This is a genomic window from Acinetobacter terrae (assembly GCF_013004375.1).
Classification (GTDB): domain Bacteria; phylum Pseudomonadota; class Gammaproteobacteria; order Pseudomonadales; family Moraxellaceae; genus Acinetobacter; species Acinetobacter terrae.
In genome coordinates this window covers 42,743-62,254 of sequence record NZ_JABERI010000007.1, presented here as the reverse complement: position 1 = coordinate 62,254, position 19,512 = coordinate 42,743, and the positions used below count along the sequence as shown (strand labels likewise).

The following is a 19,512-nucleotide window of genomic DNA, read 5'->3' as shown; positions in this document are numbered from 1 at the left end:
AAATAGTCACAGTTCTCATATTTTTTACCATTAAGTGAAAAAATACCTATTTTCAGTGATAGATCATGTGTGAATTAAACGATTTAATCAGTCTACAGAATAACAATAAACAACAACTACAATATAAAAATAAAACTTGGAGCTACAATCTGACTTTCTAATTCTTTGTTATAAAACGCGCTTGGGGAAGCGAACGAAGGATTAGAGAGTCACTCTCTTTTTCAATTCACGATCAAATTCAACTTAAATAAATCCATAAAAAAAGCCCAGAGAAAGGTCGCTCTAGGCTTGGAAAACTTTAAGATTACTTTGTTTATTCAATCCGAAAAATGAATTAAATAAGCACAAAACCATTAATAGAATATTCACTCTATTTTTACAAGCCTTAGTTATTAAAAATTCTGTATTATTTTATCTTAAAGTAAAACTTGGTTTTTGATACAGCAACTGTTATTCGCAAAAAATGCATCATTCATTAACTTGGAATTTTATCCAGTGAACGATCATTTAAACTCAGATTTCCACGTAACACGTCAGATAACATACGCCAGTCCGAAATAAAGCTATACAGGGGTTGTTTAAAACTGGCTGGCTTATTTTTCTCAAACATAAAATGACCTACCCATGCACAGGCATAGCCAGACAATAAACCATAAGCCAAATATTTGGGTTTTCTTTGGCGAATGGCCTGAGTAAAGAAATACACACCGACGCTACTTCCAAACACATGCAAACGGCGACTGGTGATATTGCGGTGCTCGGTCAAATAAAACCGATAAAATTCATGATAGTTTTGAATCGGAAGCTGAAGTTCGGGTTCTGGGTTGTGTTCAAATTTTAGCTTTACAATTCCATTCATTGTCATCATCCCGATTATTTTTATTTACGTTAGCGTATATTTTGCACAAATAAAAGCTTAGTTTGCTATTACTTTTTGTTCATTTCAAAAGCAATTACTTAAGAATTGCTTCGTCAAGTCTTACATGAAAAATCATTTTCGTTACAATCGGGGACTTAAAATCAAGAATACAATTCCAGCGCTATAAAAGAATAGATTTCATAACGCATTTGTACCGTAAAGATGACGCGTTTCATTTCTGAAATAGCATCAAAAATTAGGATGAAAGATCATGGTCGAAGTTGAATTAAAATTTCAAATTCCTGAAGCAAGACGTAATGCTTTACTGAAAGCGTTAGATCCTAAAAAATCAGAAATTATTCAACTTAAAGCAAAATATTATGACACTGAAGAGCGTCTGCTTTCCCAACATGGTGTTGCCCTACGCCAACGGCTGGAAGGTACACGCTGGATTCAAACCTTAAAAGCTGCGGGAAAAAGCCATTTACACCGCTTTGAGCATAATTATGACCTCGGTGAACTTGAACAACCCCCACAACTTGATTTAAGTATTTATGAGCAAGATACGGAAGCGCAGCAACTCTTAAAAAATGCTTTAGGTGACTCACAAGAGCAACTTAAATTACAATTTGAGACAGATATTCAACGTACCTTTCGTGTGATTCAATTCGAAGAGACAGACATTGAAGTGAGTTTAGATATCGGTGAAGTACGGAACGAAACTGCGCAGCGTGAAGTGCATGAAGTAGAATTTGAATTAAAGTCCGGTTCGGTACAATCACTTTTGGCATTCAGCTTTGAATGGGTGAAAAAATACCAACTTTGGCTTGATGTGCGCAGTAAAGCTGAAATTGGCAATCTTTTGGCGACGACTCAAAAAGTCAGTCCGGCAAAATCAGCCAAAGAATTTACTTTAAGCAAAAAAGATCCAGCCAATAAAAATTTACGCCTCCTGATTGCCCAACAGTTACAGCATTTGTTGCCTAATATTGCCGCCATTTCAGCAGTGGTTTCTGAAAAGGAACATATTCAACAAGCGCAAATTGCCCTAGATCATTTAAATTTGACGCTCTCGCTATTTAAAGATTGGAATGAGGCCGTTTCAGACAAATGGGCCATGCAACTGGGAGCATTTAAACAGCAGTTTGATCATTTACAGCATTTAGAACATATGCAGACGACTTTGGGTGCATTTTTACAAAACCCCAATACCGCATCAAACTTGACCAAAGATATTTTATATGCCAAAGAAAAGTTGTCCAACCTGGTTCGCTCAACTCAAAATGTACATCACTATTTAGAATTGTTGATGTTTAGTTTAGACACTGAAGAAAAAACTCAATCTCACGACTTAAGATGGTTTGCGCAAAATACTTTGCAGAATCAATACAAGCAATTGCAGGACAGTTTAAACAGTGCCGACATTGCTGACTTTGAGAGCCTGGATAAATTAGCCACCAAGATTCATGAATTGAAATTTAGTTTTCCTATTTTGACCTCTATTTATGATGTCAAAAATTTGCAGAAATACAGCAAAGCTTTGAATGATGCGCAACTTGCAGCAAGCGAATATCAAATTTTAGCATCCTCTGCGGATTATATTCAGCAAACTGAGCTTGAAGCCAGTGACTGGTTCGTTTTGGGTTGGCTGACGGCGAAACAGGAAGTTTATGCACAAAATTTACTTGAAGCGACAGAACAATTTTTAGTGAGTCGTAAATTTATTAAGTAATAAATAAAACAGTTAAATCAAAGCGTATTGCACGATATTTTAATGATCTCCATTATATCTCAGGCATACGCTTTATTTCTTTACAAGCGCACACTGCTCTTTTTATACAACTGGCTTACAATTAGTGTCATAACAACAGAAATGATAAAGCGCCAGGAGTTTTGACATGCTCGAAGTAGAATTAAAATTTCAGATCCCGCTGTCGCAACAAAAACACATCTATCAATTATTTTTGTCCAAGAACGCTCGCCCGATTTCTTTATATGCAAAATACTACGATACGCCAGAACGGCACCTAGCCGAGCAAAAAATTTCATTGCGTCAACGCCTTGAAGACACGCACTGGATACAAACTTTAAAAGCTCCAAGCGGTCATCATTTAGAACGTTTTGAATTAGAACATGATTTAGGTGAATTAGATCATCCTGCTTTAGATCTTGAGGTTTATCAATCCAATTCTCAGGCAAAAAAATTGCTGCAACAGGTATTAGGCAAACAGGCCAAAAATTTAATCAAGCAATTTGAAACAGAAGTAGAACGTCTGGTGTATGTGGTTCATTATAATCGTGCCGAAATTGAAGTCAGTCTAGATCGCGGTGAAATCCGTCATGACAATCAAACACAAGCGATTTATGAGATTGAATTTGAGCTAAAACAAGGATCTATCAAAGACCTAATCAAATTTATTCAGCCTTGGGTTAAACAATATCATTTATGGCTAGATGTTAGAAGCAAAGCTCAACGCGGAGATTTACTGGCACAAAATTTAGAAATTTTTCCCACTCAATTTGCAACGCCATTACAACTAAATCAAAAAGATTCAACAGATAGTGCATTAAAACAGATCGTCAATAATGCCTTGCAACACCTTTTGCCGAATGCGACAGCTATTGCAGCTGAACAGTATAATAGCGAGCATGTTCACCAAACTCGCGTCGCAATTCGTCGTTTAAGAAGTGCCTTACGTGTTTTCGGCGATTGGTCAACAGATGTCGATCCTGATTGGCAAGAACAACTCACCACCCTGTTTCGTGAGCTCGGTTCAACCCGAGACCGCGATGCTTTAAGTGAAGGACTTTTACCTCAGCTGCAACAGGCAGGTGCGCCTTTTGTACAACTTCCGGATGCCCCTGAAGAAAACAGCATTCCTATTGAGGAGTCTTTGCGTTCTTTAGACTCGATCAACTTAATCTTGGCTTTACTGCAATTTGTACATCAGCCCAGTAAAGACCAGAAAAAATCTGGATTAAAAAAAGATATCGCAAAAAAACTTCAGAAATTGCATCAACAAATTTGCAAAGATGCCGATCAATTTCTGGAGCTGGATATTTCATCCCAGCATCGCACTCGTAAACGGGTCAAACGCTTACGTTATTGCATCGAGTTTATTGCTTCACTCTATCCGGGCAAAGAGGTAAAGAATTACTTGAAAGATTTAAAACCTGCTCAAGAAAGCTTAGGTCAATTTAATGATTTAAATGTAGCTGAAGTCATGTTTCAAGACTTGGTTAAACGCAAACAAAAAGTGTGGTTTATATTGGGCTGGATTGCGAATGAGAAGAAATATATTCTGCAACAAGCGCAAGAACATTTAGACACTTATTCTAAAACCGATACTTTCTGGTAACACTGGAAATTTAAATTTCCGATATCATATTTGCTTAGCGATATTTGCCAAAGATTTTCCAGGTATTGTTATCCGCCAGTGGATCGCTATAACTGTCATTACGCTGTTTGCGAGGCTTATCTCGGGCATCGACCAATTCAAAATGCGACTCGGTGCTTAACACAATGCCATTCACATAAAACCGTGTACGCGTATATTCACTTTGCCCATGCTGAAACACATAGGTACGCAAATCAACAAATTCACGGTGTGCAACCAAGGCAGCAGTATCATCACTGTCTAACCAGAGTCTCATGGCTTGAATTTGTTCAGGTTCAAATTGCCCGCATTTCTCGATCAGGCTGGCAATACCGCGAAAGGTTTTCGACTCTTTGGCACGAGTTTTATTAATCCGGATTCGATCCACATGAAAATAAAACAACGGCAAATTCAAATGACTAGGTAAATGAACCGCATCGAGTGTTTCATCTTCCATAAAGGGTTGAAACAGATCTTGAGCCCTTTCAATCAAGCCTGTCCATTGTCGGTAATATTCTTCGACTTCTGACTTTGAGCCATAATAAATCGGCAATCCTTCAACATTGGCCAAATTTGCCGGTGGCCAAATGTTTTGACGCAGTAAGGCAATGTCACTTTTTAAACTTTGTACTGCAATGGCATCTTGCATTGGATTATCCATTTTTATACTTAGGCTATTTTTAGATTAATCCAAAGGTTTAGTTTCTGCAAGGCTTTGCCTATAATATGCCATTAGATCGTTTTTGCAGGAAAAGTTCATGGTTCAAAAGATTGAAGCAACAGATGTAACCGAAGAAGAAGCGTTAAATGCTGCTTTTTTTGAACGTGCTGATGAATTTATCAAACAAGCAAATGACTTTTGTCGTGTTGAAAAAGGTTCACAAGTGAAACCCGCTGAAATGCGCGGTCAAGTAAGCGCTGCAATGTTGTTTGGTACTGCCCGTTTTAATACCTGGGTGGCAGCCAATAACTTTAAAGATGGCAATGAAATGCGTGATGCTAAAGACCAAGTCATGTCATACATCATGCAGCAGTTCCAGATGATGCTTGAAGACAACTATGACGAATACTGCGAACAGTTTGAAAACTATCTTCGCTTCCGTCATAACGAAGAATTTCATGCCAATAAGCCTGACCATGATCATAAACACTGATCATGTAATGAAAAGCCCGTAAGGGCTTTTTTTTACGCCGCTACTTTTGGATAAAAGGTCATTCAAAGCCACGCCACTTTGCAGTATGGTTATAACAGAGAGCTGCCGAATTAAGGATAACCCCATGCGACAACTGGATTTTGCAATTATTGATGCGCATATTCACCAATGGGATCCCTATAACACGCCCCATGCAGCGGCTTTGGCAGTTAAATTACTGGGCAAGCATCCTTACTTGCTCGATAAATTCGTTCGTCTGGTGAAATCGGATGATCTCATTGAAACGGTCGGACTCACCAATCATATTACCGCTCCTTATTTACCTGAAAATTATATGCAAGATATTGGGCATTATCAGGTCGAACAAGTGGTACATGTAGAAGCCAACTGGCATAAAAATAAAGGCAAAGGTGTGATAGGTGAAACAAAATTCATTGAATCTCTGCCCTTTGACCTAGGGACGGTAAAACTGGGCGGTATTGTTGCAACAGCAGATCCACGAGACAGTAATTTTAAAAAGATTTTACAGCTACACCAAAAAGCCTCACCGCGTTTTAAAGGCATTCGTAAAATGGCAGCAGTGCATGAAGACAAAAACATTCATGCCTGGGCAGATGAGCCGCATTTATATTTGAATAAAAAGTTTCTCAAAGGCTTCGAAGCCTTGGCACAATCCAATTTAACTTTTGATGCCTGGGTCTATTCAACTCAACTCAGTGATGTGATTGCCTTAGCCAAACAATTCCCTGAAACCTCGATTGTGCTGGATCATTTTGGAACACCTGCAGGGCTTTTTGGTCAAGTCGGAACACTGACAGGAATGACAAAAATCGCCCGGGAAAACATTCTCATTCGCTGGCGAGAAGATATGGCTGAACTGGCTACCTGCCCAAATGTCTACACCAAGATGTCAGGTTTGTTGATGCCTGTCTTAGGTCATCAATTCCATAAGCAAGATCGACTCGCCAGCAAACAGGAAGTGTATGATTTAGCCATGCCACTAATTAGCCATGTACTCAACTGTTTTGGTACATATCGGGTGATGTTTGCTTCCAACTTCCCGATGGATCGCGTCAGCTCATCATTGGTGAATATTATTGATGCCTTTAGCGATGCAGTTGTAGCCTATGACCCGAATGCATTAGAACAAGTCTTTCATCACAATGCGAAGCAGTTTTATCACTTATAGTTTTATGCAATCTCTCCCTAATCTAAAACTCATCCCTTTACGAAGAGCTTTTTACCTTTCTAAAAAGGAGAGGTTTTAGTGCCCCCTTTTAAGATAAAAGGCACTAATACATAAAGGAGAGGATTAAGCATTATGACTTGTTTTGTGGTTTCCCATACTGATCAGCCATGACTTCAACCAGTTGATCCAGCTTCATGTATTTCTTGATCACTGCATCCACATCGGCTTTGGTCAATTTTGCGAGCGCCTGATCACGTTTCTCACGGAACAATAAATCACGATTACGTTCTAATTGTGGCGTTAACATTTGATGAATATTGCGCTCATCTTCCAAAGTAGTGACCCGTTTTTTCAAAATATTGGCTTTGGCTGCTTCCAGTTCTTGCTCGGTCACACCATTCGTCAGCAAGTCATTTAAGACTTTACGCACGCCTTGTGAAACTTGTGCCGATTTACCTGCCGTGTAATTGGCTTCAATGGTTAAGGCACCTGAATCAACCCAGTCATCTAGTTCAACCTCACTGCCAAAACCATAAACCAGTGCATTTTTTTCACGTAATTCTTGCGCTAAACGTGAAGAGAGTTGTGAATCCCCTAAAATATAGCTGAATACGATTAACGCTGTAGCATCTGGATGATTTGCACCAGCTGGGAAAGTCAAAATAGATTGATAACTGCCGAACTCACGCTGTTCGGACAAAGCATGAATTTTCTGTGCCTGATACGCTTTATAATCGGAGCTTAGACGTTGATATGGCAACTGTGCTTTCCAACTCGCAAATTCTTTTTGTACTAAGTTGAGCATCGGTTTGGCTTGATAATCACCGGTAATCGCGATTTGTGCATGGTTGCTGACAAAGAAATCCTGATACAACTTCTTCACTTGCTCAACCGTTGCCGCTTTAATTTGTTGCTTGGCAAGATCCGGCTCAAAATGGTAACGCAAATCACCCGGTTGATAGGTCTCTAACAAACGGGTCATGGTCAGCGCAGCAACAGTTTCTGGCTCGGTATAAGGACGATCCAATGCAGATAAAGTTTGCGATTTAATCAAATCAAATTGTGATTGTTCAAACTTCGGCTTTTTCAAAACCTGCATCATAAATTTAAAATAATCATCAAACTTTTCTTTTTTCGCCACAATCTGAATAGTAATACTATTGGCTGATGCAGTTGCAGTGGCGCCACCACCCGCTTCAATTGATTTATCAGCAATATCTTGCAAGCTATATTGATCAGATCCACGTAATAATAAATACGCCATCAAATCGAGTACTTCACCCTTATTAAATAAGGATTTTTCCGTACCAAAATCGACAGAAATAGTGGCATAGGTTTTGTCATCACGTGTCGATGTTGGATACAACGCGTATTTAATTCCATTCTTCAATGTTCCGCGTTGAATTTTTTTTTCAGTATCGACTAAATACTGTTTCGAGGTTTTGACATATTCGGCAACCTCTTGTTTATAGACGCTACTATCTTTTAAAGGCTCTTCTTTAATCTCATTTTGATCAAGCGTTTTAGCTTGTTCAGAGGCCTGTTTTTGCTCTAATGCTTTTTTCTGATCTTCGGGTGTCGGTTTGATATCCCCTGAAATACGATGTTCGGGGACTAAAAACTGGGTTAAAGTTTGATTGACCTCATTAAGTTTCAGTTTTTTTACATTATCCAGATCAGTAAAATATTGTGACCAATTCCCTTGATAAGAAACATAATAATCACTCAAACGCCCACCTAAAGCTGCGGCATTACTCTGGATGTTGTCTGCCTGATTCTGAATCAGATTTTTTACCCGATTCAGCTCAGTTTCATTGAATGGCTTGTTCTTTTCAACCCCTGAAACCAATTCCGATTGGACTTTTTTTGCATCATGATTTGGGGCATAAACAGCGCCCATGAAAACCAAATTAAAGTCCTGATCTAACCACGTGGTGGATTGAACCCCGGTACTTACCCCTGTTTCGACCACACTTTGGTAAAGATGTCCACTTGGCTGCATGGTATATAAATACGGTGCTAAGGCGAGTGCAGATTTGATCTTTTCATTCTTGCCATTCAGATAAATATTGAATTTGGCCAGATCACTACCCTTTTGTACCAGAAAATTCCTGTTCTGAATTTTGGCTGAATCAAGTACTGGAACTTTAGTTTGTGCGGGAACTTGGCGCGCCGCAATTGGACTAAAGCTTTTATCAATCTGTTTTAACACTTCAGCTTTATCAAATTTACCTGAAATCACCATCACGGCATTATTCGGCGCATACCAGGTACGGTAAAATTTATTCAATTCATCCATTTTAATGGATTGTAATTCGTTTAAGTCGCCAATCGGCAGACGTCCCAGATATCGATTGCCATAAGCCGACTTCCACATTTGATCCATCATGACGGAAAAAGGTTGATCCATCCGAACTTCACGTTCACGTTTCACAATCGAAATTTCAGAAGGTACAAACTTTTCTTGCAGCACCAGTTTATCCATCCGCTCCGCTTCAAGATAAATTACTTCATTAAGTGCATTCTGTTCTGGACGAATAATGTTGGTATATTTAGTTGAGTAATAATCGGTACTGGCATTGGTCATTAAGGTGTATTGATCCAGACGGCGCTGAAACTCTTCACCTTTAATATTCTGTGTCCCTTTAAATGCCAAATGTTCTAATAAATGCGCCAGACCACCTTTACCTTGCGGATCATTTAATGAACCGGTGAGATAAACCGTGTTCATAAACACTTTATTTTCTTTGTCATTTTGCGCAAGTAGCACACGCAAACCATTATCTAATTTATATTCCTCAATCTTCTGTTGAGATTTTACTAAAACAGGTTGTGACCAAGCGGTTGCACTAATGCCGACAAATAATAAAGAGATGGTAAGTTGTTTAAACCGCATTAACATAATTATTCCAATTTTATTCAACAATATGAATTTTTATAACCCACCCCATCTTAGAAAATGCATTTCATTTTTAGTAGTAGTTTTTTGAAAAAAGAGCCGTTTATTTCAACGGCTTTGTAGCAAATTTTTTTACACATTTTATAGATACAATTCCGCTTGCATATATAATTTTGCATAACCTGAAATTTCAATACGTTCATTTTCAAGCATAACACAATGCAATTCCCCGCCACGTTTTGATGCCTGATAAGCCAGAATTTCACTTTTACCTAGCTTTTCAGCCCACAGTGGCGCAATGGCGGTATGAATTGAACCCGTTACCGGATCTTCATCAATACCATTGGCCGGTGCAAAATAACGCGAAACACAATCATATTGCTCAGCTTGTGCAGTTAAGGCTAAATCCACACATGTCCCTTGTGCTGTAATTGCCGTACGAATTCGCCCCAACTGTTTAAGTAATTCCAAATTTGGAGTTTCATCAATAACATCTTGAGGGTTTTCATATTCCACAATATAGGCTTGGCTATTCAAATAGACATTTTTGAAGGGCTTGGTTAAAGCTTGAGTTAAAATTTCAGGATAAGTCTCAATTTTCTCTGCACGGCGAATAGGAAAATTCATTTTGATTTTGCCATCAGCCTCTTGAGTGACCACAAAAATTCCCAGATTTTTCACATGAAATTGAATGACTTTTGCAGATGTGAAATCTTTAAACAGCACAAAACTGCTGGCTAAAGTCGCATGTCCACAAAAGTCCACTTCTGTGGTCGGCGTAAACCAGCGGATTTCATAATTTTCTGCATCAATGATTTTTACAAAAGCCGTTTCAGACAAATTATTTTCCAAAGCAAGATTCTGCATCAATGTTTCATCTAACCATTGCTCGGTCACAATCACCGCTGCAGGATTGCCCTTAAACAGCTGATTGGTGAACGCATCCACCTGATACATTTTCATATCAATTTATCCCATTTTATTTGTAACCATTTTAGCGATTGAAAAACTTGAATAGGAAAAAAGATTTTAAAAATATTTTCTATAGATCACTTTTTGACAAAATCCAGATACTCACGACTTTATTTAAAATTAAGCATCCGTATAGATTTGCGCTCTTGCACTAGAAAAAAATCGACTTTAACGATAGCTTATTCATATCTATCTTATTAATCGCATATCTCATGACTTTTCAAATTCATATGATTGATGTCAAAAATCAATTACAAAACTATATTTGGTTGTTAGAACATACACCGAGTAAGGAAGTAGTCGCAATTGATCCCACCGAAGCACATTTGGTAGAAGCATACTGTACAGAATACAATTTAAAGCTGAGTCAGATCTGGCTGACCCATTGGCATAAAGATCATACCGGGGGCGTACCTGCCCTTTTACTCAATCACAATATTCCTGTTTATGGTCCACGTGAAGAATTAACTAAAGTTCCTTTTATTAGCCATCCCCTGCAACACGAAGCCCATATTACTTTCCATGATTTAGATGTTGAGATTATTGCCGTTCCTGGGCATACACTTGGACATATCGTCTATTTTATTGATGCTTTAGATGTTCTTTTTTGCGGTGACACGCTTTTTGCGATGGGCTGTGGGCGAGTTTTTGAAGGCACATATGAGCAAATGTATCATTCGCTTAATCGCTTAGCCGCTTTACCTGCACGAACTAAAGTGTATTGCACACACGAATACACCCTTTCAAATGCAAAATTTGCACTACAGGCAGAACCAGACAATCTGGCGATTCAACAGCGTTTCGAAAAAGTCGAAGCACAACGTATGCTCGGTCAATGCACACTACCGAGTACCATTGAGTTAGAGTTAGATACCAATCCATTTTTAAGAGTTGAAAGCGTTGATGAATTCCAACGCCTACGAGAGTTAAAAGATAATTTTTAATATGGAGCGAATATGGAAGCTTTATAAAAGCTGATGCGTTTCAGCATAAGCATCCAGCTCAATTTGAGTCACCACACGGGTCATATTCATTTCATCAACACTAACCAATAGCAAACCACCTAAAGCAGGCTGATAACGTCGAGCACTGCCAAAAGGCGTATAAGACACTTTTGATTGTTCAGCAAAGATCAGCCAATCTTCATGTCCTAACATGGCAGCAACAGGAATTAAATCTTGTTGCTGCATATTTTGAATTTGATTCAATACATTTTGTTCAATGGTTTCTGTCGTCATTTCAATCTAATCATCATCTTAATAAGCATCACACACCCGTCAGAATTCAAAAATTCCCCCGCATGGGTGCAATACAGTTTATCTTTTTTTAATATCAGAAGCACTGCGATTTTTTTGACTCATCCTTAGTCGCTTATAAAATGATAATAATTTCCCACTTCAGGTCGGTATTTCTAAACAATCCCCAAAAACAGCTCAAATATAGAAACATTTAAGCTACATTGAAAATTGTGTATAAATATTTCCATCTCCAAACACCCTAAAAAATTCAATTAAAATAAATAAAAATCAAACAGATATCTAAATATTCATTTCAATATACGAGTAAATTTTATCTGCAATTTTAGCTATTATTTATTCAATTATTGCTGATATAAAATACAAATTATTTATTTTATAAAAAACCACACAAAGCCACCCTTTAAAAAAAATTCTGCATCCCTATTATTAATTTAATACTGCAATGTACCCATATACACAAGGAGTTCACTCGTGAAGAAAGTTGTTAAGGCAAAAAATTTAATTGCATTTCGTATTTGGTTAGAAAAACTAGGCTATTCGGTAAAAACATTAACCGACAATCGTGGATTTACTTTTAGCTTTAAAAAAGAATATGGTTTGGTCACCTGTGATTTGGCTGGTAATTCACTGGCAATGCAACTCGGTGAAGAGTTTGAAGATCACTTAAAAGCTTAAAATATATTTCACGTTTGAATCGAGATAAAAATAACTTATTCAAAATATATTTTTCAAAACATCTTTTCAAAACAATCTTTAAAGCCCTCTTTTGGGCTTTTTTATTTTATCTTTCACTTTTTTTTTAGGCAATAAAAAAGCAAGGTATATACCTTGCTTCAATATCTTGATGGTGGGGACGGAGAGACTCGAACTCTCACACCTTGCGGCGCTGGAACCTAAATCCAGTGCGTCTACCAATTTCGCCACGTCCCCATCAGGGTACTAACATAATGTTAGATTTTTTTTAAAACTTGGCAGAGGATCAAGGACTCGAACCTTGACGAACGGTTTTGGAGACCGTCATGCTACCATTACACCAATCCTCTATAGCCTTACTACCAAACAAGTTTGATAATAATTGGTGGGGACGGAGAGACTCGAACTCTCACACCTTGCGGCGCTGGAACCTAAATCCAGTGCGTCTACCAATTTCGCCACGTCCCCAATGGCTGTGTATATTATAGAGATCGATTCCTGATGACAAGACCTTTTTATGAAAAATCCACTTGTTTGTTTAAATAAAAAACAAAAACAGTTTTTTTGTATTTTTCTTAAGCATTTTCAGTGAGTAAGCACTGTTTTATAGTGTAAATACTGGTAAATCTTCGTCCTTTTTGCTTCGCCAACATGCCAGATAAAAGGTTTTTTAAAGGTGCGAAATGTTCTGGAAGTTCAATACTTAACCATTGGCAATGTAAATATGCCCAATCTTGATAATTTTCTGCTGTTAAACGCTGCCCGGTGAGCCATTCATAAAAAATAATCCCTAAGGCATAAATATCGGTTTGTACGGTTTTTTCTGCTGTATGAAAAAGTTCAGGTGCCATATAGCGTGGAGTTGCAGTCAAATTTTGCAATTTCGTGGGTGAATTGATTTTTTGTACCTGTTCAAAATCAATCAAGCACACGCGTTGCTGGTATTCAACAAAATGCTCTCGCTTTAAATCCGCATGAATCCAGCCAAGTTGATGCAATTGATCAACGACATCAAGTACTTTTAACAGCGTCTTTTTAATCTCATTCAGCGACATACCAGAACAATCGCCTAATAGTGATTCAGCATGACTCAAAATCAAGGCAGGTTTTCCCGATTCCTGTTGCCCTTCTCCACTTTTTAAGTGAGCAATCATTTGAAAAGGTAATAAAAAATCAGGCGGGTTATTGGAAGAATTGGGTTGATCTACAAATTGCTGATAAAAAGCCAATTCATTTAAAAATCCAGCTTCATAACTTTGATTTATATTGAGTGCTTGTATTTTTAGCCAGTAGTGCTGCTGCTGATGTTCAAAGGTATATAAAGAACGCCCAAAAGTTAAACTTTTAGGCTTGGTCTTTTGAATCAAATTAAAGTGATGAATATCTTCATCATTAAACTGCAATAAATTCTGCTTTTTTTTGCGCGGGATCATTTTGATAATTTAAAAGTTCCAAACAATGTTGAATGGTTTTACCTACGCGGGCATGTGTTTCAATCGAGGATATTCTAGGCCAAGTCGCGCGCTCACCCTCTCGTTGTAACAATTTAAACAAATATGGTCGCGGGTTCTGAAACATATAACTATAGTGTCGCAAACTATAATCACCGACAATATTTACATCGCCATAATAACCTTGATCAATCACACCAAAACCATGATCGAGCAATCGTCGTACTGGTGGAATTTTTCCGACCCGCCCTCGGGCAAAGTCCATAATTCCTTTACTAATCACCTTTCCCTGACGACGAATAATCCGTTCTGGCCAACTCAACAGATCTCGACGGTGGCGTTCTGCATCACTTTGCATAAACGGCACAATATGAGGATTAACCTGACTGGCGATGGTGTAGTTTAAATTATACAGTCTTGCCATTTTCTCTTGAGGGAAATCACTGCGTACACTGCCATCCACCCAACGCGTATTTGCCATATAAGGTGTTAGTTGACCATTTTGACGTTTACTGGTGAGTTTAACCGGTGGAAATAAAATAGGCACAGCACAGGATGCCAATACTGCACTCCAAACCAGCAAATCTGGCGAAGTATAGGCATTCAAAATCCGGGCTTCTTGTGAAGCATCATAAGGGGCAACCGCCACATTAATATGCAAACCAGAGATTTTAAACGCTTCTTCAAAGGTCACATTACCCAAATTCTCAACCAAGAATTTCTTTAGGTAGATCACATCGGCAAAACCACCGTTGCCTTTTATAATTTCGCCAAATTTACGAAAATGAAAAGCTTCACTAAAGAAATTTTCACCATTTAGAAGTCCTGAAATATCTGACGGTTTTGAAGTTCCCAACATTGCGGTCATAATTGCACCCGCGCTCGAACCAGATATCACCTTGGGCATTAAATCCTGTTCAAGCAATGCCTTACACACGCCTGTATGAAACAGCCCCAACGTCGCACCACCTGAAAACATGATGGCAGGTTGCCCATATGCTTTTTTACAATGCTCAAAAAATTCAATTTTTTCAGCCCGACATAAACCAGTACAACTATCTGAAGCAATGTAAGCAAGGCTTTCACTGACTTCTTCCACATAATCTTCTATGATTTTTTTTGTCCCCACATATGTGGCAGTAAATAACATCGGATTTGCAATATTGGCAATATCATAACTTAAACCTTCACGTAATATGTACATGAGATCTTCGGTACGTTTTTGAAAACGGTAGCGTTTTAACCGGCTTAATCGCTCGGAAATAATTTCAGCATCAAAATAAGGTGAACAGTTATCATATTTCCATTCTTGAGCACCTGATTCTTCATCTAATTCAAGTGCGATGCTTTTCCATTCTTCATATGTTTCAGCTGTTTCAAGTTGGCGCTTTAATTTTTTTATGCGATACGCCTGATGTGGATTAATATCTTGTGTGAAATCTTTAAATAACATATCTATCCCTCAAACACTGTCATTTTTTATTTGCTATTCATGATAGGGTATCACGCATAACATTGACAGAAAACCCAGCGGATTATCATTGCAAAAATGCCTATTCCATTAGCAAATCACGACTAATTGATATACAGTTCTTCAGTAAAACCGCCCTTTTACTTTTACCCGTATAAGCTGAACAATCATGGCAACAATTGATTTACCTGATCATATATTACAAGCACTTTCTACTGTACTCCAACAACTACAGCAAAATTTACCAGAACTGAAACAAGAAACCGACTTTTCAGCATCTGCTTATAAATGGCAAGACAAACAATTAAAAGCCATTCAACAGCCCAAAAAAATGTATTTGGATGATCTAAAAGGGATTGAAAGACAAAAAGAAAAAGTGATTCAAAATACACTGCAATTCCTGAAAGGCTTACCTGCCAATGATGTTTTGCTTACGGGTTCACGTGGTACGGGTAAATCTTCTATTGTCCGCGCCCTGCTCAGTCAATATGAAGCTGAAGGTTTACGTTTAATTGAAATTGAACGTGATGATTTGTCTGACCTGCCCCTAATCCAGAAGCTTATTGAAAACCGTCCGGAAAAATTTATTGTCTATTGTGATGATTTAGCTTTTAACGCTGAAGATGAAAACTATCGTAGTTTAAAAAGTGTTTTAGATGGTTCATTACAGTCAGGTTCAAGTAATTTTATTATTTACGCTACCAGTAACCGTCGTCATTTATTACCTGAATTCATGCATGAAAATACGCCTGTAACGCGCGTGGATGTGCCGCAATATACAGAGCTCCACCCGCAAGAAGCGATTGAAGAAAAAATTTCACTTTCTGATCGTTTCGGGATGTGGTTGTCATTTTATCCAATGGATCAGAATTTGTATTTAGAAATCGTTGAGCATTATCTAGCAAAAGCCAATATGCCGATGGATGAGTTTACACGTGCCGAAGCGTTGCGTTGGTGTCAGGCACGTGGGCAGCGCTCAGGGCGTGCAGCGTATCAGTTCTCTAAACATTGGATTGGGTCGCAAAAATTGGCATCGTTTTAATTTTCCATCATTTAGCCATTTTCAATCTTTTGTGAATACTGAAATAAAGATCTAAACTTCACATCAAGATGGTTTTAGATCTTTATCTCGGTCATTACCGTTTAAAAAAGAATCTGGATTATTTACTCTTTCAGATCTTTTTCCCAAAAGACTTGAATCATTTTATTTGGACGATATAAACAACTGTTGTGATGTCCATTGCAATTTTGACATATCAAAGTCCAGCAAAATGCTTCAAACTCGGCAAAACTTCTTGAGAGTCACGAATATTGTTGATTATTCAGTGGACTCACACATTTTAAGGAATCTCCTCAATGACCAATAACGAACAAGATTCATTAACGCCTAAGCCTGACGCCAAACCATTTTCACGCAGCTTTGACTTTTCACTCGACTTTGAAAAGATTAATTTTAGAAAGCGTCCAGAGTTATATCGCATTGGTCGTGGTGAAGAAGGTGTTTTATTGGTTGAACCGTATAAATCTGAAATTTTGCCGTTGTGGCAATTTGAAGATGAAGCTCAAGCCACTGAAAGTAGCGCGAAAATTTTTGCATTATTTCTAGATTATTTAGAGAAAAATGATTTTGTTGGTGCAGACATGGCAAGAAAGTTTTTGCTGATGGGCTATACTCGTGCGCGTCGTTATGCACATCATAAAAAAGGTACCCATAAAACTGGCCGAAAAAACAAAGGCGTTACACCTAAGGTTAAAGTAGCACTCAATGATGCTGTTACAACTGAAAAACAGCCACGTAGCACTGAAGATCAGGTCAAAGCTGCTGTTGCGAAAATCTTTAAAGATAAGAGCGATCAAGCAAAATTAAATCCAAAATACATTGAGCTTAAAGAACAATTCAACGAGTTGATCCGTCAGGATTAATTGAACGCTGTCATTGAACTATCAATGATCGTTAACCCTAAAAGAGCAATTTCAAATTTAGAAATTGCTCTTTTTCTTTGTCTCAAATCATTTTTCAACGTGTAGCGTTTCATGGCCTTGTTCTACAAATTCAAGTACAGGCTTGTTTCACTTTTATGATTTAATCAACAAAGAAGCCTATCTATCTGATAGAAGTAGCAATGCAGCCATCACCAAGCTGAAATACCAGACATTGGAAAAATTCAAAAGATATATTCAAGATAACAATCAACTATTTAAAGCCATAAATGCTGAAACAAGCCCGATAAAAAAAGAGGCATTACGCCTCTTTTTAAATAATCAAAACTTAAGCTTCTGAAGGATTGGTTAATTCCGTCATCGGCCAACGTGGTGTCGTTGTCACCGACAATCCATCATGCTGTCCTGCTTTTAAACGTTGATAACCTGCAAATGCAATCATTGCACCGTTATCGGTACATAGCGCAGGTTCTGCATAATAAACTTGCGCTTGAATTTTGGCTAAATCTGCTTCCAGACGTTCACGTAAACGTTTGTTGGCACTCACCCCACCCGCAATCACCAGACGTTTTAAACCTGTTTGCTTGAGTGCTTTAACCGATTTTTTCACCAAGGTATCCACCAATGCTTCTTGGAAAGATGCCGCAATATCAGCTTCACGGTTTTGGCCTTCAACTTTTTTCAATTGAATTGAAACCGCAGTTTTCAAACCACTGAAGGAAAAGTCCAGACCTTGATGCAACATTGGACGTGGCAAATCAAACGCTGTTGCGCTACCTTGCAGTGCCAATTTTGAAATATTTGGTCCACCTGGATAGGCCAAGCCCATCATTTTTGCAACTTTGTCAAAAGCCTCACCCGCCGCATCATCAATCGATTCGCCCAGCAATTCATATTGACCAATACCATGCGCTGCCATGAGCTGTGTATGTCCGCCAGAGACCAATAAAGCGACAAACGGAAACTCGGGTGGTGTTGCAGATAATAAAGGCGCAAGCATATGACCTTCCATATGATGTACACCAATTGCCGGTTTATTGAGTGCAAATGCCAGGGTTCGACCGAATAATGCGCCCGTCATTAATGCGCCCATCAGACCTGGACCACGCGTATATGCAATAGCATCAATTTGTGATTTTTTGATATTACTTTGTTCAAGCAACTGATTAATTAAAGGAATTAATTTTCTTACATGGTCACGTGAAGCCAGTTCCGGAACAACACCACCATATTCTGCATGCAGTTTAATCTGACTATATAACACCTGTCCTATCAAGCCGACTTCACTGTCATAGAGTGCTAACCCAGTTTCATCACAAGAAGTTTCTAAGCCAAGAACGATCATTAAACTGCCTTTTACCCGTATCTAAATATTGCTAAAGCTATTATAGACTTGTGATATGAGATGTAAATGAGTAAAATACTGTCCTTCACTTGTGATCTAAGGCAATCGTGCCATAGATCTTATCCATAACTTATGAGGATTCTTCATGCCACAAGTTAAATTGAAAGAAGGCGAACCAGTAGACGTAGCCATCCGTCGTTTCAAACGTTCATGCGAAAAAGCTGGTGTTTTAGCTGACGTTCGTAAACGCGAATTCTACGAAAAACCAACTCAAGAACGTAAACGTAAAAAAGCTGCTGCAGTTAAACGCTACCAAAAGAAATTGGCGCGTGAGTCTGTACGTACTACTCGCCTTTACTAAGATTAATTTGTGATTGACTGCCTGGACAAGATAAATGACTACTTTAAAAAACCAAATAACGGACGTTTTGAAAGCAACTATGCGTGCCAAAGAAATGTCGAAGTTAACGGTAATTCGTGGTCTTCAGGCGGCAATTAAGCAAATCGAAATCGATGAGCGCAAAGAGCTTGACGATGTTCAAGTTCTTGCGGTCATTGAAAAGCAAATCAAACAACGTAAAGATTCGATTAAAGCCTTTGAAGGCGCTAATCGACAAGACTTAGCTAGTAAGGAACAAGCCGAACTTGAGATTTTATCTCAATTTCTACCAGCAGCTATGACTGAGGAAGAGCTTGATTCTATCATTGAGCAGACTATTTCTGCTCAAGAAGCTACTAGCATGAAAGATATGGGTAAGGTGATGAATTCTCTGCGTCCGCTCATAGCCGGGCGCGCCGATCCTGCACAAGTTTCAGCTAAAATTAAAGCTAAACTTGCATAACCCCACTTCTATATCATTCTTTCTTTAACGTTGAACTGCCTTTATTCAAAGACAGTTCAG

At 38.4% G+C, this 19,512-nt stretch carries 18 protein-coding genes and 3 tRNA genes; 10 read left to right on the top strand and 11 right to left on the bottom strand.

Annotated elements, in window-relative coordinates; translation table 11 throughout:
- Nucleotides 1–475: 475 nt before the first annotated feature.
- Nucleotides 476–859: an Mpo1-like protein gene (locus HLH14_RS04115; protein ID WP_067723390.1), complete on the bottom strand. Its 384-nt coding sequence runs from the start codon at nucleotides 857–859 to the stop codon at nucleotides 476–478.
- Between the two features lie 271 nt (nucleotides 860–1,130).
- Between HLH14_RS04115 and HLH14_RS04110 the strand changes: the two genes are divergently transcribed.
- Together HLH14_RS04110 and HLH14_RS04105 are read left to right on the top strand one after the other, a co-directional pair.
- Nucleotides 1,131–2,591 carry a CYTH domain-containing protein gene (locus tag HLH14_RS04110; RefSeq protein ID WP_067723388.1) on the top strand — a complete coding sequence of 487 codons (1,461 nt, stop codon included), beginning with the start codon at nucleotides 1,131–1,133 and terminating at the stop codon, nucleotides 2,589–2,591.
- Nucleotides 2,592–2,757: 166 nt separating this feature from the next.
- Nucleotides 2,758–4,218, top strand: coding sequence for a CYTH and CHAD domain-containing protein (locus tag HLH14_RS04105; protein ID WP_171532728.1), 1,461 nt, complete (start codon nucleotides 2,758–2,760; stop codon nucleotides 4,216–4,218).
- A gap of 34 nt (nucleotides 4,219–4,252) precedes the next feature.
- On the opposite strand, the gene HLH14_RS04100 is transcribed toward HLH14_RS04105, so the two are convergent.
- The gene (locus HLH14_RS04100; RefSeq protein ID WP_067723384.1) at nucleotides 4,253–4,885 is read right to left on the bottom strand and encodes a hypothetical protein; all 633 of its coding nucleotides are present in this window, start codon (nucleotides 4,883–4,885) and stop codon (nucleotides 4,253–4,255) included.
- A 109-nt stretch (nucleotides 4,886–4,994) separates the two neighbouring features.
- Here HLH14_RS04100 and HLH14_RS04095 point away from each other — a divergent pair, with 109 nt between their 5' ends.
- Both HLH14_RS04095 and HLH14_RS04090 read left to right on the top strand, forming a co-directional pair.
- Nucleotides 4,995–5,390 carry a DUF3144 domain-containing protein gene (locus tag HLH14_RS04095; RefSeq protein ID WP_067723382.1) on the top strand — a complete coding sequence of 132 codons (396 nt, stop codon included), beginning with the start codon at nucleotides 4,995–4,997 and terminating at the stop codon, nucleotides 5,388–5,390.
- A 124-nt stretch (nucleotides 5,391–5,514) separates the two neighbouring features.
- The gene (locus tag HLH14_RS04090) at nucleotides 5,515–6,579 is read left to right on the top strand and encodes an amidohydrolase family protein (RefSeq protein WP_067723380.1); all 1,065 of its coding nucleotides are present in this window, start codon (nucleotides 5,515–5,517) and stop codon (nucleotides 6,577–6,579) included.
- 130 nt (nucleotides 6,580–6,709) lie between these two features.
- On the opposite strand, the gene HLH14_RS04085 is transcribed toward HLH14_RS04090, so the two are convergent.
- Nucleotides 6,710–9,481: a M16 family metallopeptidase gene (locus tag HLH14_RS04085; RefSeq protein ID WP_067723378.1), complete on the bottom strand. Its 2,772-nt coding sequence runs from the start codon at nucleotides 9,479–9,481 to the stop codon at nucleotides 6,710–6,712.
- A 138-nt stretch (nucleotides 9,482–9,619) separates the two neighbouring features.
- Complete coding sequence (locus HLH14_RS04080) at nucleotides 9,620–10,441, bottom strand: PhzF family phenazine biosynthesis protein (RefSeq protein WP_067723376.1); 822 nt, start codon at nucleotides 10,439–10,441, stop codon at nucleotides 9,620–9,622.
- A gap of 221 nt (nucleotides 10,442–10,662) precedes the next feature.
- On the opposite strand from HLH14_RS04080, the gene gloB reads away from it, so the two are divergent.
- Complete coding sequence (gene gloB, locus HLH14_RS04075; protein ID WP_067723374.1) at nucleotides 10,663–11,394, top strand: hydroxyacylglutathione hydrolase; 732 nt, start codon at nucleotides 10,663–10,665, stop codon at nucleotides 11,392–11,394.
- 21 nt (nucleotides 11,395–11,415) lie between these two features.
- On the opposite strand, the gene HLH14_RS04070 is transcribed toward gloB, so the two are convergent.
- Nucleotides 11,416–11,688: a hypothetical protein gene (locus tag HLH14_RS04070; protein ID WP_067723373.1), complete on the bottom strand. Its 273-nt coding sequence runs from the start codon at nucleotides 11,686–11,688 to the stop codon at nucleotides 11,416–11,418.
- Between the two features lie 492 nt (nucleotides 11,689–12,180).
- On the opposite strand from HLH14_RS04070, the gene HLH14_RS04065 reads away from it, so the two are divergent.
- A complete protein-coding gene (locus HLH14_RS04065; RefSeq protein WP_067723371.1) occupies nucleotides 12,181–12,384 on the top strand; it encodes a hypothetical protein in 204 nt (67 codons plus the stop codon).
- Nucleotides 12,385–12,554: 170 nt separating this feature from the next.
- Here the strand turns inward: HLH14_RS04065 and HLH14_RS04060 are convergent.
- From HLH14_RS04060 to HLH14_RS04040, 5 genes are all read right to left on the bottom strand, one after another.
- Nucleotides 12,555–12,639 (bottom strand) — tRNA-Leu (locus tag HLH14_RS04060).
- 39 nt (nucleotides 12,640–12,678) lie between these two features.
- A tRNA-Trp gene (locus HLH14_RS04055) sits at nucleotides 12,679–12,752 on the bottom strand.
- A 33-nt stretch (nucleotides 12,753–12,785) separates the two neighbouring features.
- Nucleotides 12,786–12,870: transfer RNA gene (locus tag HLH14_RS04050), tRNA-Leu, on the bottom strand.
- 107 nt (nucleotides 12,871–12,977) lie between these two features.
- Complete coding sequence (locus HLH14_RS04045; RefSeq protein WP_228139714.1) at nucleotides 12,978–13,805, bottom strand: protein kinase domain-containing protein; 828 nt, start codon at nucleotides 13,803–13,805, stop codon at nucleotides 12,978–12,980.
- Nucleotides 13,795–15,306, bottom strand: coding sequence for a DUF3336 domain-containing protein (locus HLH14_RS04040; protein ID WP_067723367.1), 1,512 nt, complete (start codon nucleotides 15,304–15,306; stop codon nucleotides 13,795–13,797). Before HLH14_RS04040 ends, HLH14_RS04045 begins: the two co-directional genes overlap by 11 nt.
- A gap of 187 nt (nucleotides 15,307–15,493) precedes the next feature.
- Here HLH14_RS04040 and HLH14_RS04035 point away from each other — a divergent pair, with 187 nt between their 5' ends.
- Together HLH14_RS04035 and HLH14_RS04030 are read left to right on the top strand one after the other, a co-directional pair.
- Entirely contained in the window at nucleotides 15,494–16,366 is an 873-nt protein-coding gene (locus tag HLH14_RS04035) for an ATP-binding protein (RefSeq protein WP_067723365.1), read from the top strand.
- Nucleotides 16,367–16,680: 314 nt separating this feature from the next.
- Nucleotides 16,681–17,247 (top strand): DUF4385 domain-containing protein, encoded by a 567-nt coding sequence (locus HLH14_RS04030; RefSeq protein ID WP_067723363.1) that lies wholly within the window; start codon nucleotides 16,681–16,683, stop codon nucleotides 17,245–17,247.
- Nucleotides 17,248–17,593: 346 nt separating this feature from the next.
- On the opposite strand, the gene tsaD is transcribed toward HLH14_RS04030, so the two are convergent.
- Nucleotides 17,594–18,610 (bottom strand): tRNA (adenosine(37)-N6)-threonylcarbamoyltransferase complex transferase subunit TsaD, encoded by a 1,017-nt coding sequence (gene tsaD / locus HLH14_RS04025; protein ID WP_067723361.1) that lies wholly within the window; start codon nucleotides 18,608–18,610, stop codon nucleotides 17,594–17,596.
- A gap of 145 nt (nucleotides 18,611–18,755) precedes the next feature.
- Here tsaD and rpsU point away from each other — a divergent pair, with 145 nt between their 5' ends.
- Nucleotides 18,756–18,971: a 30S ribosomal protein S21 gene (gene rpsU / locus HLH14_RS04020; protein WP_001136722.1), complete on the top strand. Its 216-nt coding sequence runs from the start codon at nucleotides 18,756–18,758 to the stop codon at nucleotides 18,969–18,971.
- A gap of 34 nt (nucleotides 18,972–19,005) precedes the next feature.
- Nucleotides 19,006–19,452, top strand: a complete 447-nt coding sequence (locus HLH14_RS04015; protein ID WP_067723359.1) for a GatB/YqeY domain-containing protein — start codon at nucleotides 19,006–19,008, stop codon at nucleotides 19,450–19,452.
- The last annotated feature ends 60 nt before the right edge of the window (nucleotides 19,453–19,512 follow it).

Excerpts from the sequence above, each read along its gene's own strand:
- HLH14_RS04115 (WP_067723390.1), bottom strand. The coding sequence starts at position 859 with ATGAATGGAATTGTAAAGCTAAAATTTGAACACAACCCAGAACCCGAA.
- HLH14_RS04110 (WP_067723388.1), top strand. The coding sequence starts at position 1,131 with ATGGTCGAAGTTGAATTAAAATTTCAAATTCCTGAAGCAAGACGTAAT.
- HLH14_RS04105 (WP_171532728.1), top strand. The coding sequence starts at position 2,758 with ATGCTCGAAGTAGAATTAAAATTTCAGATCCCGCTGTCGCAACAAAAA.
- HLH14_RS04100 (WP_067723384.1), bottom strand. The coding sequence starts at position 4,885 with ATGCAAGATGCCATTGCAGTACAAAGTTTAAAAAGTGACATTGCCTTA.
- HLH14_RS04095 (WP_067723382.1), top strand. The coding sequence starts at position 4,995 with ATGGTTCAAAAGATTGAAGCAACAGATGTAACCGAAGAAGAAGCGTTA.
- HLH14_RS04090 (WP_067723380.1), top strand. The coding sequence starts at position 5,515 with ATGCGACAACTGGATTTTGCAATTATTGATGCGCATATTCACCAATGG.
- HLH14_RS04085 (WP_067723378.1), bottom strand. The coding sequence starts at position 9,481 with ATGTTAATGCGGTTTAAACAACTTACCATCTCTTTATTATTTGTCGGC.
- HLH14_RS04080 (WP_067723376.1), bottom strand. The coding sequence starts at position 10,441 with ATGAAAATGTATCAGGTGGATGCGTTCACCAATCAGCTGTTTAAGGGC.
- gloB (WP_067723374.1), top strand. The coding sequence starts at position 10,663 with ATGACTTTTCAAATTCATATGATTGATGTCAAAAATCAATTACAAAAC.
- HLH14_RS04070 (WP_067723373.1), bottom strand. The coding sequence starts at position 11,688 with ATGACGACAGAAACCATTGAACAAAATGTATTGAATCAAATTCAAAAT.
- HLH14_RS04040 (WP_067723367.1), bottom strand. The coding sequence starts at position 15,306 with ATGTTATTTAAAGATTTCACACAAGATATTAATCCACATCAGGCGTAT.
- HLH14_RS04035 (WP_067723365.1), top strand. The coding sequence starts at position 15,494 with ATGGCAACAATTGATTTACCTGATCATATATTACAAGCACTTTCTACT.
- HLH14_RS04030 (WP_067723363.1), top strand. The coding sequence starts at position 16,681 with ATGACCAATAACGAACAAGATTCATTAACGCCTAAGCCTGACGCCAAA.
- tsaD (WP_067723361.1), bottom strand. The coding sequence starts at position 18,610 with ATGATCGTTCTTGGCTTAGAAACTTCTTGTGATGAAACTGGGTTAGCA.
- rpsU (WP_001136722.1), top strand. The coding sequence starts at position 18,756 with ATGCCACAAGTTAAATTGAAAGAAGGCGAACCAGTAGACGTAGCCATC.
- HLH14_RS04015 (WP_067723359.1), top strand. The coding sequence starts at position 19,006 with ATGACTACTTTAAAAAACCAAATAACGGACGTTTTGAAAGCAACTATG.